The sequence below is a fragment of the Sphingobacterium sp. UBA7253 genome, from assembly GCF_002472745.1.
In the GTDB taxonomy this organism is placed as follows: domain Bacteria; phylum Bacteroidota; class Bacteroidia; order Sphingobacteriales; family Sphingobacteriaceae; genus Sphingobacterium; species Sphingobacterium siyangense.
In genome coordinates, this window is sequence record NZ_DKSP01000201.1 from 22228 (window position 1) to 36067 (window position 13840).

General features: G+C 40.3%; 12 protein-coding genes. 6 read left to right on the forward strand and 6 right to left on the reverse strand.

Going from position 1 to position 13840, the window contains the following annotated elements; translation table 11 throughout:
• A partial coding sequence (locus B2X72_RS20155; RefSeq protein WP_286851246.1) for a glycosyltransferase family 4 protein occupies positions 1 to 1052 on the reverse strand: 1052 nt, incomplete at its 3' end.
• A gap of 111 nt (positions 1053 to 1163) precedes the next feature.
• Here B2X72_RS20155 and B2X72_RS20160 point away from each other — a divergent pair.
• The 3 genes from B2X72_RS20160 to B2X72_RS20170 all read left to right on the forward strand — a co-directional run bounded on the left by B2X72_RS20160 (position 1164) and on the right by B2X72_RS20170 (position 3789).
• Complete coding sequence (locus tag B2X72_RS20160) at positions 1164 to 2132, forward strand: polyprenyl synthetase family protein (RefSeq protein WP_145329940.1); 969 nt, start codon at positions 1164 to 1166, stop codon at positions 2130 to 2132.
• A gap of 84 nt (positions 2133 to 2216) precedes the next feature.
• Positions 2217 to 2993 (forward strand): amidohydrolase, encoded by a 777-nt coding sequence (locus B2X72_RS20165; protein ID WP_046672799.1) that lies wholly within the window; start codon positions 2217 to 2219, stop codon positions 2991 to 2993.
• A gap of 352 nt (positions 2994 to 3345) precedes the next feature.
• Positions 3346 to 3789, forward strand: a complete 444-nt coding sequence (locus tag B2X72_RS20170; RefSeq protein WP_070560735.1) for a MarR family winged helix-turn-helix transcriptional regulator — start codon at positions 3346 to 3348, stop codon at positions 3787 to 3789.
• A gap of 102 nt (positions 3790 to 3891) precedes the next feature.
• Here the strand turns inward: B2X72_RS20170 and B2X72_RS20175 are convergent, their stop codons facing one another.
• The 4 genes from B2X72_RS20175 to B2X72_RS20190 all read right to left on the reverse strand — a co-directional run bounded on the left by B2X72_RS20175 (position 3892) and on the right by B2X72_RS20190 (position 9282).
• A complete protein-coding gene (locus B2X72_RS20175) occupies positions 3892 to 5448 on the reverse strand; it encodes an FMN-binding glutamate synthase family protein (RefSeq protein WP_120333658.1) in 1557 nt (518 codons plus the stop codon).
• A gap of 186 nt (positions 5449 to 5634) precedes the next feature.
• Positions 5635 to 6396, reverse strand: a complete 762-nt coding sequence (locus B2X72_RS20180) for a Rossmann-like and DUF2520 domain-containing protein (protein WP_145329330.1) — start codon at positions 6394 to 6396, stop codon at positions 5635 to 5637.
• Complete coding sequence (locus B2X72_RS20185) at positions 6396 to 8855, reverse strand: heme lyase CcmF/NrfE family subunit (RefSeq protein ID WP_286851248.1); 2460 nt, start codon at positions 8853 to 8855, stop codon at positions 6396 to 6398. The genes B2X72_RS20180 and B2X72_RS20185 overlap by 1 nt, the downstream gene beginning before the upstream one ends.
• Before the next feature lie 19 nt (positions 8856 to 8874).
• On the reverse strand, positions 8875 to 9282 hold the full coding sequence (locus B2X72_RS20190; protein WP_046672794.1) for a cytochrome c maturation protein CcmE: 408 nt from the start codon (positions 9280 to 9282) through the stop codon (positions 8875 to 8877).
• Positions 9283 to 9666: 384 nt separating this feature from the next.
• Between B2X72_RS20190 and B2X72_RS20195 the strand changes: the two genes are divergently transcribed.
• Positions 9667 to 10626 carry a lipid A deacylase LpxR family protein gene (locus tag B2X72_RS20195; protein ID WP_286851249.1) on the forward strand — a complete coding sequence of 320 codons (960 nt, stop codon included), beginning with the start codon at positions 9667 to 9669 and terminating at the stop codon, positions 10624 to 10626.
• 83 nt (positions 10627 to 10709) lie between these two features.
• Here the strand turns inward: B2X72_RS20195 and B2X72_RS20200 are convergent, their stop codons facing one another.
• Positions 10710 to 11960 (reverse strand): dicarboxylate/amino acid:cation symporter, encoded by a 1251-nt coding sequence (locus B2X72_RS20200; RefSeq protein ID WP_286851251.1) that lies wholly within the window; start codon positions 11958 to 11960, stop codon positions 10710 to 10712.
• Between the two features lie 574 nt (positions 11961 to 12534).
• Here B2X72_RS20200 and mnmD point away from each other — a divergent pair.
• Positions 12535 to 13200 carry a tRNA (5-methylaminomethyl-2-thiouridine)(34)-methyltransferase MnmD gene (gene mnmD / locus B2X72_RS20205; RefSeq protein ID WP_286851252.1) on the forward strand — a complete coding sequence of 222 codons (666 nt, stop codon included), beginning with the start codon at positions 12535 to 12537 and terminating at the stop codon, positions 13198 to 13200.
• A gap of 123 nt (positions 13201 to 13323) precedes the next feature.
• On the forward strand, positions 13324 to 13840 hold a 517-nt coding region (locus B2X72_RS20210), incomplete at its 3' end, for an RNA polymerase sigma factor (protein WP_286851254.1).

The following is a 13840-nucleotide window of genomic DNA, read 5'->3' on the forward strand; positions in this document are numbered from 1 at the left end:
TCTTTTTCATTTGTCGTTTTTGTACTCCACTCCGTTAAACATTGGATGATATCGTTTTTGTTGTGCGGATCGAAAGTTTGTCCTGTTTTGCCGGGGATAATCAGTTCGGGGAGTGGGCCTAGATTTGAGCTGAGCACAGCTGTTCCGACTGAATAAGCCTCAAGAATCGTGATCGGCATACCTTCAAAACAAATCGATGGTACGAGTAGTGCCTGTGCTTTGGCTATCAGGGGAAGTATTTCTGACCTTTTTTTAAAACCGAGGTAGGAAATATTCGGCTGGTCTTTAATTCTTCTCAGGACCTCATTTTCGAGCGGACCGCCACCAATTAGCTGTAGTTGAAAATCTGTTCCGATAAAAGTATCGATCAGATTCAATATCCCCTTTTCATCTGAAAGACGACCGACGTATACGAAGTGGGCCTGTGTATCTTCGGGCGCTATTGCATTAGGGAAAACGAAGTTCGGTTTAATCTCGAACTTAGAAGACGGAAGGTGCAAGGTCGATTCAACGAAGATGTTCTTTGCAAAAGAGCTTAAATTGATGTAGCGATTTACCTTTGCCCAAGTTCCAATTTTACGATGAAACCAGTAATTCAGTGCGAGAAGAAATGTTTTTACTATAGAGTTGTTAAATGCTTTTTGTCGAACGGCTGTCCACGGAAACTCCTCTTGGAGTGAGTCCAAAAAGAGGTGGTTGTGGTGGTACAGCGTCGCCGAAGGGCATAGTAAACGGAAGTTATGCAAGGTCATGACCTGAGGGATGCCGAGTTTTGCAATTGTACGGACGATAATCGGGCCCGCTGCGTAATGGGTGTTGTGAACGTGAACGATGTCCGGTTTAAACGTCCGAATTATTTTTTTGACACGTTGAGCAGCGCAAATATTCCAAAAAGATCCTATTGTCTGTAATGCACCCTGCCAACCCTTTTTATTTTGAAAGGTTAGCGTTTGGACCTCATGTCCTTGCGCGAGGAGGGAAGATTCCTGCTGAAATACAGTGTCTTCACCACCAGGATCTTGATAAAATGTATGGATAATCAGTATGCGCATAATAAAAGACTTATACAAATGTACAATTTTGAGGTGACTTCCTTTAAAGGGACAAAATTGCCATTTCTATATGATTATTGCTATATTCGCAAGATTCGATCGTAAAGATATATGCAACATTTACAACAACTCGTGATAGAGGCGATAGAGACAAGTCAATTTCCTGAAACACCATCAAATTTATATGATCCGATACGGTATATATTGACTTTGGGCGGAAAGAGGGTTCGACCAGTGCTGACATTGATGGCTGCCGAATTATTCGGTATGCAAGAGATGGATGAAATTATCCCTGCTGCCAAGGCAGTGGAGTTTTTTCATAACTTTTCACTGATCCACGATGATCTGATGGATAAGGCTCCTTTAAGAAGGGGTAAAACGACAGTTCACGAAAAGTGGGATGCTAATATTGCTATATTGTCTGGAGACGGCTTGTTGGTCAAAGCTTATGAGGAAATTTCAAAGTGTAATCCTATTTACCTGCCTGCAACCTTGAAAATTTTGAGTAAAGTGGCTATGGAAGTATGTGAGGGGCAGCAATTAGATATGGATTATGAAAGTCGGGATTCGCTGACAATGCCTGAATATCTTGAGATGATCCGTCTTAAAACTTCGGTGTTATTGGGCGGAGCGTTACAGTTGGGTGCTATTTTGTCTGGAGCAGATGAGCAGCAACAGCAGCTGATCTACGATTTTGGAGAAAATGTCGGCTTAGCATTTCAATTACAGGACGATATCTTGGATGCCTATGGAGATCCAGATACCTTTGGAAAGATCGTTGGTGGTGATATCATGATCAATAAAAAAACCTTTTTATTGGTGAAGTTGATGGCGGTAATTTCGGACGACGATAAGATAGTCTTACAAGGCTTATTGGACACATCTATAGCGACTGCTCCATCAAAAGTAGCGGATATGCTTGCCTTATACGAGAAGTATGCGATTAAAAGTGCTGCCGACGAATTGAAAGATATATATACACAACGGGCATTTGAAAAAATGGAAGCATTGAATGTACCAAATGATCGCAAAGAAGCGTTATTAGTGTTAGCAAATAACCTTTTGGTAAGACAGCAATAAGTATAAATTCTATTAAAATTCGTATCTTGCCTGTAAATGTTTTTTTTGTAAGAAAATAATTAAATAAATTTTTAGATTACGTTCATGGAGCCTTTAAAAATCACCGTATTTCAAGCATATTTATTCTGGGAAAATATCGAGAAGAATCTAAATAATCTTGCATTGAGACTTTCCTCATTGCGTGAGAAAACGGATGTTATTATTCTCCCCGAAATGTTTAATACAGGCTTCACGAATAATGTCGAGAAATGTGCAGAACCTGCAAATGGACCTACAACAAGATGGCTATTTGAAATGGCAAGCTCACTTAACTGCGTTGTTGCCGGTTCTTTGATTATTGAAGAAGGCGGGAAATACTATAATCGTTTTGTATGGATGTTCCCTGATGGTAAATATGTCAAATATGATAAACGTCATCTTTTCGGACTATCTAAAGAAAGCGAGTACTTCGAGCCAGGAAATGAACGTATCCTGGTGGATATCAAAGGATGGAAAATTTGCCCAATGATCTGTTATGACCTTAGATTCCCCGTCTGGTCTAAAAATCAAAATGGCGCCTATGATATTTTAGTGTATACGGCCAGCTGGCCGGATAAGCGTTCTGCACATTGGAGAGCCCTTATTCCAGCACGCGCTATAGAAAATCAAGCTTACGTTGTTGGAGTAAACCGGGTTGGGCATGATGGTAATGATATTTACTATTCAGGTGGTTCTATGTGTATCTCTCCACTTGGTGATGTGGTGTATTATAAGCCAGAAGACGAGGATTTGTATACATTTACCTTAAATCCGAATGATCTGTTGGAAGCACGGGAGAAATTTCCTTTCTTAAAAGACTCCGATTCTTTTACAATCGGGTAACACGCTCTAAATTAGGTATAATTGCAAGCATTTATTTTTTCTGAGAGTGCCTGATCTTATTGGTCAGAAAGAACCTTCAGTTTGATTTAATTGCTGTTGGTGTTTGCAAAGTTATGAAGGTTTTGTTTGTCTCCTTTTTATTTGTTAAATTCAGTCTAGTATAAATCAAATTGTTATGATTTATCAACATCTACTGGTGACATGTTGATAAAATTTTGTTTGAGACAGTTAGATTAAAGCGTAATTTAGGCTAACTATTAGCCAAAATACGTTTAGCTTTTTCTCAAATTATATGAAAGACAACGTTTTATTATTGCAATAAGTTGCGTAAACAACCATAACCATTATTCATATGTTAGACCAAGATTTAGTATCACAAGAGTATTTTTATAATTTCTTAACAGGGAAATACTCAATTGCAGTTATGCGGAGATTACAGCGTAATCTCAAGGAGGCCGGGTTAAACATTACTTCTGAACAATGGAGTATCATGTATAACCTGTGGGTAGAAGAGGGGCTTACTCAGCAGGAGCTTGCTGTTCGCACATTTCGAGATAAACCAAGTGTCACTCGATTAATTAATAACCTGGAACGGGTAAATTTGGTTATCCGCGTTAATGATAAAAACGACAGACGGTCCAATCTGATCTATTTAACAAAAATAGGACGAAAGATGAAGGATGAAGGAATGAAGCAGGCAAAAAATACTATTGAACAGGCTTTAGGCGGATTAGCCGACGATCAAATTGCCTTGTCAAATACCATTCTGCATCGCGTATTATTTAATTTGAAATAAAGATACTTAGTGGGGGTTATTTTATAAGGGAACTATCAGGGTATAAAAAAGGTCCCCTATGTTGAATACATAGGGGACCTTTTTTATATGAATTTCTAGCAGTTAATCTTCGAAAAGTTTGCTTTCGAAATCTGTGTGGCTATTGACCAATTTACCTTCAGTTCCGAAATAGATTTCCTGAAAACTTAATGTACGGATAGCGTCTACCTTACGATAGAATTTATCAGCAGATACATCTGAAAGTGTTTTGAAACCACAAGCTTCCATAATTTCGACTGTAGCACGTAATGTGTTGCGGTGGAACTGAGCTACGCGTACATATTTATCATTTACGTCGAGTCCTTTGTATAAATGCGGCTGTTGCGTAGCAACTCCAACCGGACAAACGTCTTCATTACACTTAAGTGCTTGAATACAACCTAAAGCGAACATCATACCGCGAGCACTATAACATGCATCTGCGCCTAAGGCAATAACTTTTAAGATGTCGAAACCCGTTACAATACGGCTGGATACGATAACTTTAACATGTTTTTTCAAACCAAAAGCAATCAAGGTTTTCGTTACAAATGCCAATGCATCGTATAATGGCATCCCTAGGTTATCTGTAAACTCCAGTGGAGCAGCTCCCGTACCACCTTCTGATCCATCTACGGAGATAAAATCCGGGAAGATCTGCGTGTTTTGCATGGCGTGACAGATGTCGATAAACTCATGTTTATCGCCGATACAAATTTTGAAACCGATAGGCTTTCCACCCGATAGCTCGCGCAGCTGTTGTATGAAGTGCATCATTTCAGTCGGTGAGGAGAAAGCGCTATGTGCTGGAGGCGACATCACATCTGTTCCTGGAATGACGTGACGAATAGCCGCAACCTCAGGTGTATTTTTTGCCGCTGGAAGGATACCTCCATGACCAGGTTTAGCGCCTTGCGAGAGTTTCAACTCGACCATCTTCACGTTTTCACGATTGGATTTTTCTCGGAAGAGCTCCGCGTCAAATTTTCCTTCCTGATTCCGACAGCCAAAATAACCTGTACCCACCTGCCAAATTAAATCACCACCGTTGTTGTGGTAGTCACTGATTCCTCCTTCGCCGGTATTGTGTGCAAAGTTTTGAAGTGCAGCACCTTTATTTAATGCCGTTATTGCTGTTTTGCTCAATGCACCATAACTCATTGCTGAGATATTGAACACACTTAAGCTATAGGGTTTTTTACAGGCTGCATTTCCAACAGTGGTACGCAGATCGTGGTTTTCGATATGGCAAGGGAAAACAGAGTGCGCAGCCCATTCGTTCCCGACAGCCTGTGGATCAGTCTGCATACCAAATGCGACAGTTTCACGTTGATTTTTTGCACGTTGGTATACGATCGAACGCTGTCTTCTGTTGAAAGGACGTCCATCCATATCCGATTCCCAAAAATATTGTCTCAACTCAGGACGAATAGATTCGAAGATATAACGGAAATATCCAACTAAGGGATAATTGCGTAGGATGGCATGTTTGGTCTGGAAACTATGGTATAACGCGATCAATAGCAATGGAAATGGGATGATAAGCAGCCAAAACCAGCTTGATGTAAATATAAATCCAAATGATACAATGATTAAATTAATCACAATCATTATTGAAAGAATGAGTTTTCTAACTTCCATAGAAAATACGATTGTTTAGTTTTAATTCGCTATTTTAATGTTTAGCCCAACTGATTATTTTATTACTCAATTAGCATTCCAAAATGCGCTTTTGGACGAAGCAAATGTACTAAAGTTCCTGAAGTAAATGGATATATTTACCCCTTGGAGGTAAGTTTTGATAAGTTTATAACCGTTTCTAACAAACTATTTTCTTTTAGTAATCTCCTGCGATAAAAGTTGATAGATTTGCTGTAAATCTGGTTTATTGCTAATAAATTGCAAATGTTTTTGCATTGTTGTGCTGTCCTGTCGGATCGCTGGTCCTGTCTGAACTGTTATTGGAATATGATTTTGCACTTTTTCTGCCGTCTCCAGGATGATTGGTTTAATTAGATCAAAGGACAAGTCGTTTTCTGCTAAGAGCTCGTAGGCCATCTGATAAAGGATGTTAGTAAAATTGTTGACCATAACCGAGGCAAGGTGGATGGCTAAACGCTGCTGGGAATTACAATAGATGCTCCGCGGTGCACATGTCTGTGCTAACTGAAGTAGCTCGGCACTATTTTCATCCGTGTTACCTTCAACACAAAGTGGGACGGTCGAAAAATCGACTGCTTTATTTTTGGATAATGATTGTGGTGGATAGATGACTCCCGCATTTTTAAATCCAGCCAGTACAGAAAGATCGGTTGCTCCCGAACAATGAATAACAACACCTTTTATATCTTTTGGTAGCGCTTCTACCAGCGATACAATGGCCTGATCGGTAACGGCAATGAGGTAAAGATCAGCATGTAGGTCTAGTTCAGATAGTTGGTCAATTGCTGCGCAATGAAGAGCAAAGGCCAATGCATCTGCATTGGCCTTTGTTTTACTGTAGATCTGAACGATATGATGTCCTGTTTTTTGAAACTGTTGTCCAAAATGCGTAGCGGCATTACCGCTTCCTAAGATCACAATGTTCATTATTTAAGTGCTTTTCGTTTCTCCTCTTTATTTCTTCTCACAATGGACATGATAAAACCAATGGTCATGACAATCGTTCCACACCAGAAAAAGTTGATGTATGGGAATTTAATGGCTTTAAATACGACCCATTTCTTTTCTGGAAGCGGCTTTTGATAAACCATGATTTCCAGTTTATCCTTGTCAGGTTTAATTCCCGTAAATCTGAATTTAAGCCCTTGCTCGTTGACATCTTTATTGAAGTCATAAACACCACCGTCTTTAATTAAGTAGATTGGTTGTACCTCATACTGTTTGTTGTCGGCCGAAAATACTTTTATTTTCAATCCAACCATGACATCACTAGGACCTTTTGGAATTTTCTCCAGGTGAGCTTCTTTGTTTAAGCCTTCAATGACATAATATCCATTGCGGTAGCGTAGGGTATCACCGATATTTACCTGATACGTTGCCGGCTCCTCGTAGTCTTCGAAACCAGTTTTGTCTTCTGCCGGAACTTTCGCATGTGTTGCCTGACTTTCAGCTGCAGCTGCGGTAATCAGTGTATACACGTCATGCGTGACATAATGTTTGGTCGCTGGAGTACCAATCAAACCGCCCATTTTCGCGTTGTTTTGTGCAAAAGGTTGCAGCACAAAATGCTCCTTCACTTTACCTGTTTCTTCGTCGATCCGCTCGTATTTTATTTTATAAAACGTATTTGGAGCCACAATGCTATCACCGATATAGGTTATTTTGTATTCCCCCATTTGTACAGGTTCACCTTCGGTCAAGAATAAATTGTCGCCAGGTTTCTCTACTTTGTCAAATCCCGATACAGCAATGTAACCTGTGTTGTTGACCGAGATGACCTCGTTGGTTGCTGCGGCCACCATGGCACCGATAAGTAGTAATCCAAAGCCGATATGGGCTACCGAAGAGCCGGCCAGCTTCCATTTACCTTTGACAGCATCACCCAATACACGGATATTCGCCAAAATACAGAAAATACTTGCGAAGGTGATCAAAATATAGATCAGGTTGGTATACGTCTTCGTAAAATAGACGACAGCAGCCGTTAGAATGAGAGACACAACCAACGATGCTACCGTAGAAGCCAAAAACTTGCGGCTATCGGTACGTTTGTATTTTAAAAATTGTGTAAATCCGGTTAAGATCATAACGATCACTGCAAAACCCGATTGCCACTTGTTATAATGTTGGATCGGATCCAAAGGTGGAGCTACCTTGGTGCCAAAGATCTTGTTGAACACTGGAATTGATGTTGAAGCAATGATCTGTGCGCATGCGACAGTCAATACCAAGGCGCCAATAAACATCCAGAATTCTCTTGAATAGATATCCTCATCCTTTTCTGTGATGGGCATCTCTTTCTTTTTGACGGTAAGAAATACGACCATGATTACCAAAAAGACAACATTGAATAAGATCAATTGTCCGTTCATTCCCAGATCGGTAAAGGAGTGTACAGAAGTCTCTCCAAGGACACCACTACGTGTCAGGTAAGATGCATAGATAACAAGTACAAAGCTGATCATCGCCAAAAATGTAGCGGTGAAGTAGGAGTGGCCTGAATTCTTATAAGCAATCATGACGTGGACAGCAGCAATCAGGGTAAACCAAGGAATAATTGATGCATTCTCTACCGGATCCCATGCCCAGAAGCCACCGAAGTTAAGTGCTTCATAAGCCCAGAATGAACCCATGATAATACCTGCGCCTAAAATCATCACGGCAAATAAAGCCCAAGGAAGTGCTGCATTGATCCATTCTTTGTATCGCTTGGTCCAAAGAGCACCTGTTGCATACGCAAAAGGAACAATCATCGACGCAAAGCCAAGGAACAGTGTTGGTGGGTGAATCACCATCCAGTAATTTTGAAGCAAAGGGTTCAAACCATTACCGTCGGTGATGAGTGAAAGATAATTAGCTTCTCTAAAGATTGGAATATCCATTGCTTCACGCAATAGGATAAACGGAGAGCTACCGATACGCAGACCGAAGATTTCCACACCAATAATCATGGAAGCTAAAAATGCTTGGCATAACATGACGAAAGTCATGACAGACGATTCCCAGCTTTTTGCTTTAAATAGCAAAACAGAACCTAATACTGTTTGCCAGAACATCCAGAGCCAAAAACTACCCTCCTGACCTTCCCAAAAACTGGAAATGATATAGTAGGTAGGGAGTGTCTTGGACGAGTGCGCCCAAGCATAATTATATTCAAAAAGATGATTGTATATAATATAAAATAAAGTTGCACCAATCGCCACTACGGAGACCGCATTAACCCAAAAGGCAATACGTGCAATTTTTTTCCATGAATTCTCTTCAGGGTATTTTGTTGCAAAAAAGTAACTGATACAAGATAGAAGTGCAGCACCAAAAGAAAGTACAATAAAGAATTGTCCGATCTGCCCTGGTAGCAGGTGCTCACCAACGTAATTAACGTCCATTGAAAATTGATTTTACGAATTAATTATTGAAAGCAGTAGCATTGATCTCGGTGACGACCGATTTATCGTTATATTTTGACGGACATTTCATCAATATCTTACTTGCCCTAAACACATTTCCGTCCATTTTTCCTGTCAATACAATTTGCTCTGAACGTTCAATATCTTGAGGTTTGGCGCCTCTAAAAATCACTTCACATTCTGTACCATCGTTGTCACGCATGAAAAACGAAAATTTGTTGGCGTCAGTTTTGGGATCATAATGAAGCGCTTTGTCTTTATTCAATTGACCTACCACATATAGTTCGGTTTTCTTTTCTTTAGCTTCGGTAAATGTCGAATAGGTACTTGAATCGGTATAGATAACAAGTATCATGGCAATTGCGACAGCAATGATAGCGATTAGAATAATTGAACTTTTTTTCATTTGTATTTACTTATTTTATAGGTGTTTGATCTCATCGTAAAATGAGCTCGTTTCACCCGGTTTGTTTTTTCTTAACGATGAATAGCTATTCCAATCTGCCAGATATTCTCCTGTTTTTTCAGAAAGATTATTACCCAAATCTGACAACGTTGTGCTCACTAAAATCCCAAATTGATTACATTTGAGACCTAATCGAATGCAAAATTACAAATAGATTCGCTAAGAAAGGAATAATGCAACTTTTCCATATTATTTATATCTATTCTAAATAGTTTGAATTAATTGGAAAAATAAGCTAGATTCGAATGCTTTTGAATAATTTGAAGTGAAATTTGCTATTTTGGTTCTAATGATATCGCATGAATTTTACAATTGCCTGTTAATATGAGTGTTGCTTTGCGATTTTTAGGGCTCTTTTGGGCTGTTATATTCCCCTGCTTTTTTGTTTTTGGACAGGTAAAATTCCGTAATCAGGAAATTGCTATCCAAAATGACAATGACGTTTATCTACTGACGGGTCAGGACCGCTATTATACCAATGGTATCAATATAAACTATAGGATTGCGTTGCCAGGGAAACCAGATAGTCAGACTTCAAATACGGTATTGGATTTTGAAATAGGCCAACGGATTTACAATGGTATCAGTATCATTGACTATAGACGGCAGGAAAAGAAATACGATAGACCATTTGCAGGTTACCTCTATTTTAGTGCTGGGGTAACGCGGTTTTTACCGCACGATCAGGTTGTTGAGTTCAAGACTGAATTGGCGCAGATCGGCCCTAAATCCTACGGTGAAGAGGCACAGAAGTTTATCCATCATCTCTTTGGGATGTACGAGGCGACAGGTTGGGATACGCAGCTTGGAAATTCCTTTGGTATTGATTTAAGTGCAACCTATAAAAAAGGACTATATCGCAGTCAAAATCAGCAATTCGATGTCGGAATTATAGGTGAGGGGACCATTGGATTAAATAATACCAATATGGGAATTGCGGCCCCGCTTCGGTTGGGGAAGCTGAAATCCTATCAGGCATCCACCTTTACACATGGGCATTTGACACAGGGAAGAGCGAACAATGATAAAGAATGGTATTTTGTCTATCAACCAAGCGTGTCTCGTATTTTTTACAGCGCAACGGTAGAAGGAGGGAGAGGTAAAAATGATCCCATAGGCAAGTTATACACTATTCAGCCTTGGATGCTTAGTCACCGCATTGGTTTCAATTGGTCTAACCACAAGATCAATTACGGTATCAATTACATCTTCAATTCGAAAGAGCTCAAATCGGTGTTTCACCGGCATCAATATGGCGAGCTGTTTTTTGCCTACCGTTTTTGATCAGCCAGCCATAAGTAGGACCTACATGGATCCGCTTGATAGGATCTTCGTTGGCGTTCAAATGTTTGTCGTTTGGAGATTGTTTAACCTGGGTTTTCGGGAATAGGGTCAGCCAGTTTTTTTCCGATCAATCTGGTGGTGAGCATAGCGGCTACGGTATCTCCAGTAGCATTGAGCATTGTTGCCAATGGGTCGACCAGCGTGGCGATAATCATAATGGAAGGAATCACCTCCGTTGGCATCTGATAAACCGATATGATCAGCATTTCTCCGATGTAGCCACCATTAGGAATACCTCCGGCTACGATGCTCACGAGTAACGTAATGCCAACCGCCATAATCAGATTGGCTGGATCAAAAAAATCCTTTCCGCTTAATAAAAGTGCGATATAGATTTTAAAGATACAGGCGATCGCCGATCCATGCTTGTGCAATGTCGTGCCTAAGGGAATGACGACATTAGCGACGCTGTTCGGGATTCCAATTTGCTTGGCTGCAAGTAAGTTGGCTGGCATGGTGGCGAGGCTACTGCAGCTGCTCAATGCGGTCAAGGAAGGCAATATGTTATTTTGCCAATAACGTTTTACACCCTTTAGCCCGAATGCAAAAAAAGCGAATAAACTGAATACCGTGAAAAAATAGAAGATTCCAAAAAAGTAATATAGACCGATAGGTTTGGCATAAAAACCAAAGAGCTGTGGCCCTAGAGTTCCAACCTGATAGGCAAAATATGCTCCCAAACCAATGGGAGCGAGGTTCATGACTATCACGAGCAGATTTCCCATCACAACATTGCCCGAGTTTATAAATTTACGGAAGGTCTCTGCAGATGCCCCTGATTTGCGCGTAGCAATGCCAACGAGGAACGAAAAGATGACAAAGGCCAGCATATTTTGTCGAGATAATAAACTTGAAAATTCGCTAACGGTTAAAAAGCGGACCATTTTTTCACCCCAAGAATCATGAACAACTGTTTCCATGATCTTGTTTGTTTGTTCAATAGCCAGTGGAGCATCTACTGGAAAGAGGTAAAGGAAGCAGATGCTTGACAGTCCGGCGACGACAATACCCAGTACAAATACGAACGACATCATGCCGATGATCCTTCCCAGTACACTGTCGCCATCGATATTCGCAACAGATGCGGATATGGCAAAAAACACCAATGGTATAACACTGACAAAGAGGAGGTTTAGGAAAATATCGCCGATCGGTTTAAGATTGTTGACGATATGCGGAAAGAAGATGCCGATCAAACTTCCAATACTGATCCCAAGGAGTAGAAGTAAGATACTGCCGTAATTCTGCACAAAAGTTTTTGTAGCGTATTTCATAGGTGTATGATTAGTTATTTCAAAAGGAGTTCATTCACATGGAAGAACTGCTTATATTGTCTTTGTATTTGGTCACATTGAGAATATCCAATGCTGTTGTATTGCTTGCGCTTGTTAGGTTTGGATATTTCATTAGGTTTTGTGAATGTTTCTTATTTAGATTGCTAAAATACTGTTTTTCTCGAATAGGTCTATTAAAACGAGCTGAATTTATGCGTGTTTGTTCATTTTTGTTTTACCTTGCTGAAAAAATCCGCTTTTGTCGACTGGACTTTTTTTATTGAAAGCATTTTTTTTATAGCGGTACCCATGCCTACTATACGCTCGGTATTGATATGCTTTTTCATTTGGAAGTCGATGTACTGGTCAATTGGTTGACATCACCTTTAGTCTACGCTGAAAGATGGTCGGGCTTGCTAAAACCGTGAGGATTTTGATACGGGCATTGGCTTTTTTATCTTTGGACAGTAGCAATGATATGCATCATGGGCAGGGAGTAGGCCATTCGTTTTGGCGTCGTTTCTTTGTTTGGACTCCATGTGTAAAAATTAGAACTTAACGTATTTGTATAAAAATGGAATTTGTAACAACAGGAGATGGTTCGAAAACTTTGTTTAATGCTGAAATAGGAGAATGTTATCATTCGAAACACGGTGCGGTACAGGAAAGTAGGCATGTTTTTATAAAAACGGGGCTTGACCACTATGTACAAACGACAGGAGCCGCCGACGTTGGTATCTTGGAGGTTGGCTTTGGTACCGGTTTGAATTTTCTACAAACAGCCGACTTTTTTAGGGATAAATCTTTTCAGGTGGAATACGTCGGAATTGAAGGATTTCCCCTGCCTTTGTCTACTATTGCTGCAACGGGCTATGATGCGACGGTACACCCAACTGTTTGGACAAGTTATTTGAATGCATACGAGCAGGCTTTGACGGAAAACGTACAGATTAACGAGTACTTAAAGCTTCATATTGACCATACCTTATTGATGAATTTCCAGTCGGATCGCTTGTTTGATGTCGTTTATTTTGATGCTTTTGCGGCAGTGCATCAGCCTGAGATGTGGAATGATGCTGCGTTGGGACATATCGCGCAGTTTGTTAAACCGGGTGGTGTCTTTGTGACCTACGCTATTACCGGGAACCTCAAACGCAGTATGAAAGCATTGGGATTTTCAATAGAAAAGGCGCCTGGTGCACCAGGCAAGCGTGAAATGCTGCGCGCGACTAAGTTATAGGAAGGACGATTGCCGACTTTAAATTATTGTTAACTGCTTGGTATTCTAAAAAGTGTTTTCTAATTTAGCCCAAAATAGAGACGCTAACCTATTCACCACTTGTGGTTTATATTTTACTACCTAATGACAGATTCGCAGTTGATAGACAGTTTGAAGACAGATGGCCAGGAAGGATTTGTTGCGATTTATCGTAAATTCTATAAACAACTGTTATTCTTTATACTTGGTTATCTGAAGGAAAACCGTGTGGCAGAGGAAATCGTGGCTGATGTTTTCGTTAAGGTATGGGAGCGTAGGTCTGATTTTCATACAATGGAAAATCTAAAGGCCTTTATCTATATTTCGGCAAAGAATGCGAGTCTGAATGTTATTCGGTCGGAGCGTTCTAAAGGCATCCATGAATCCTTGACAAATTATGAGGATCTGTTGGTAGATGATCGCGACGTTTTCTCAAAAATGATTCATGCGGAGTTAATCCACTCTATATTTATTGAGGTCGGAAAGCTTCCGGAAAAACAACGGGAAGTTTTTAATATGACCTATCTTGAAGACAAGACTGTCGAAGAGATTGCAGAAGAGCTTCAAATGAGCCCAACTGCTGTATACACAAACCGTTCCCGTGCGATACATACCATACGAA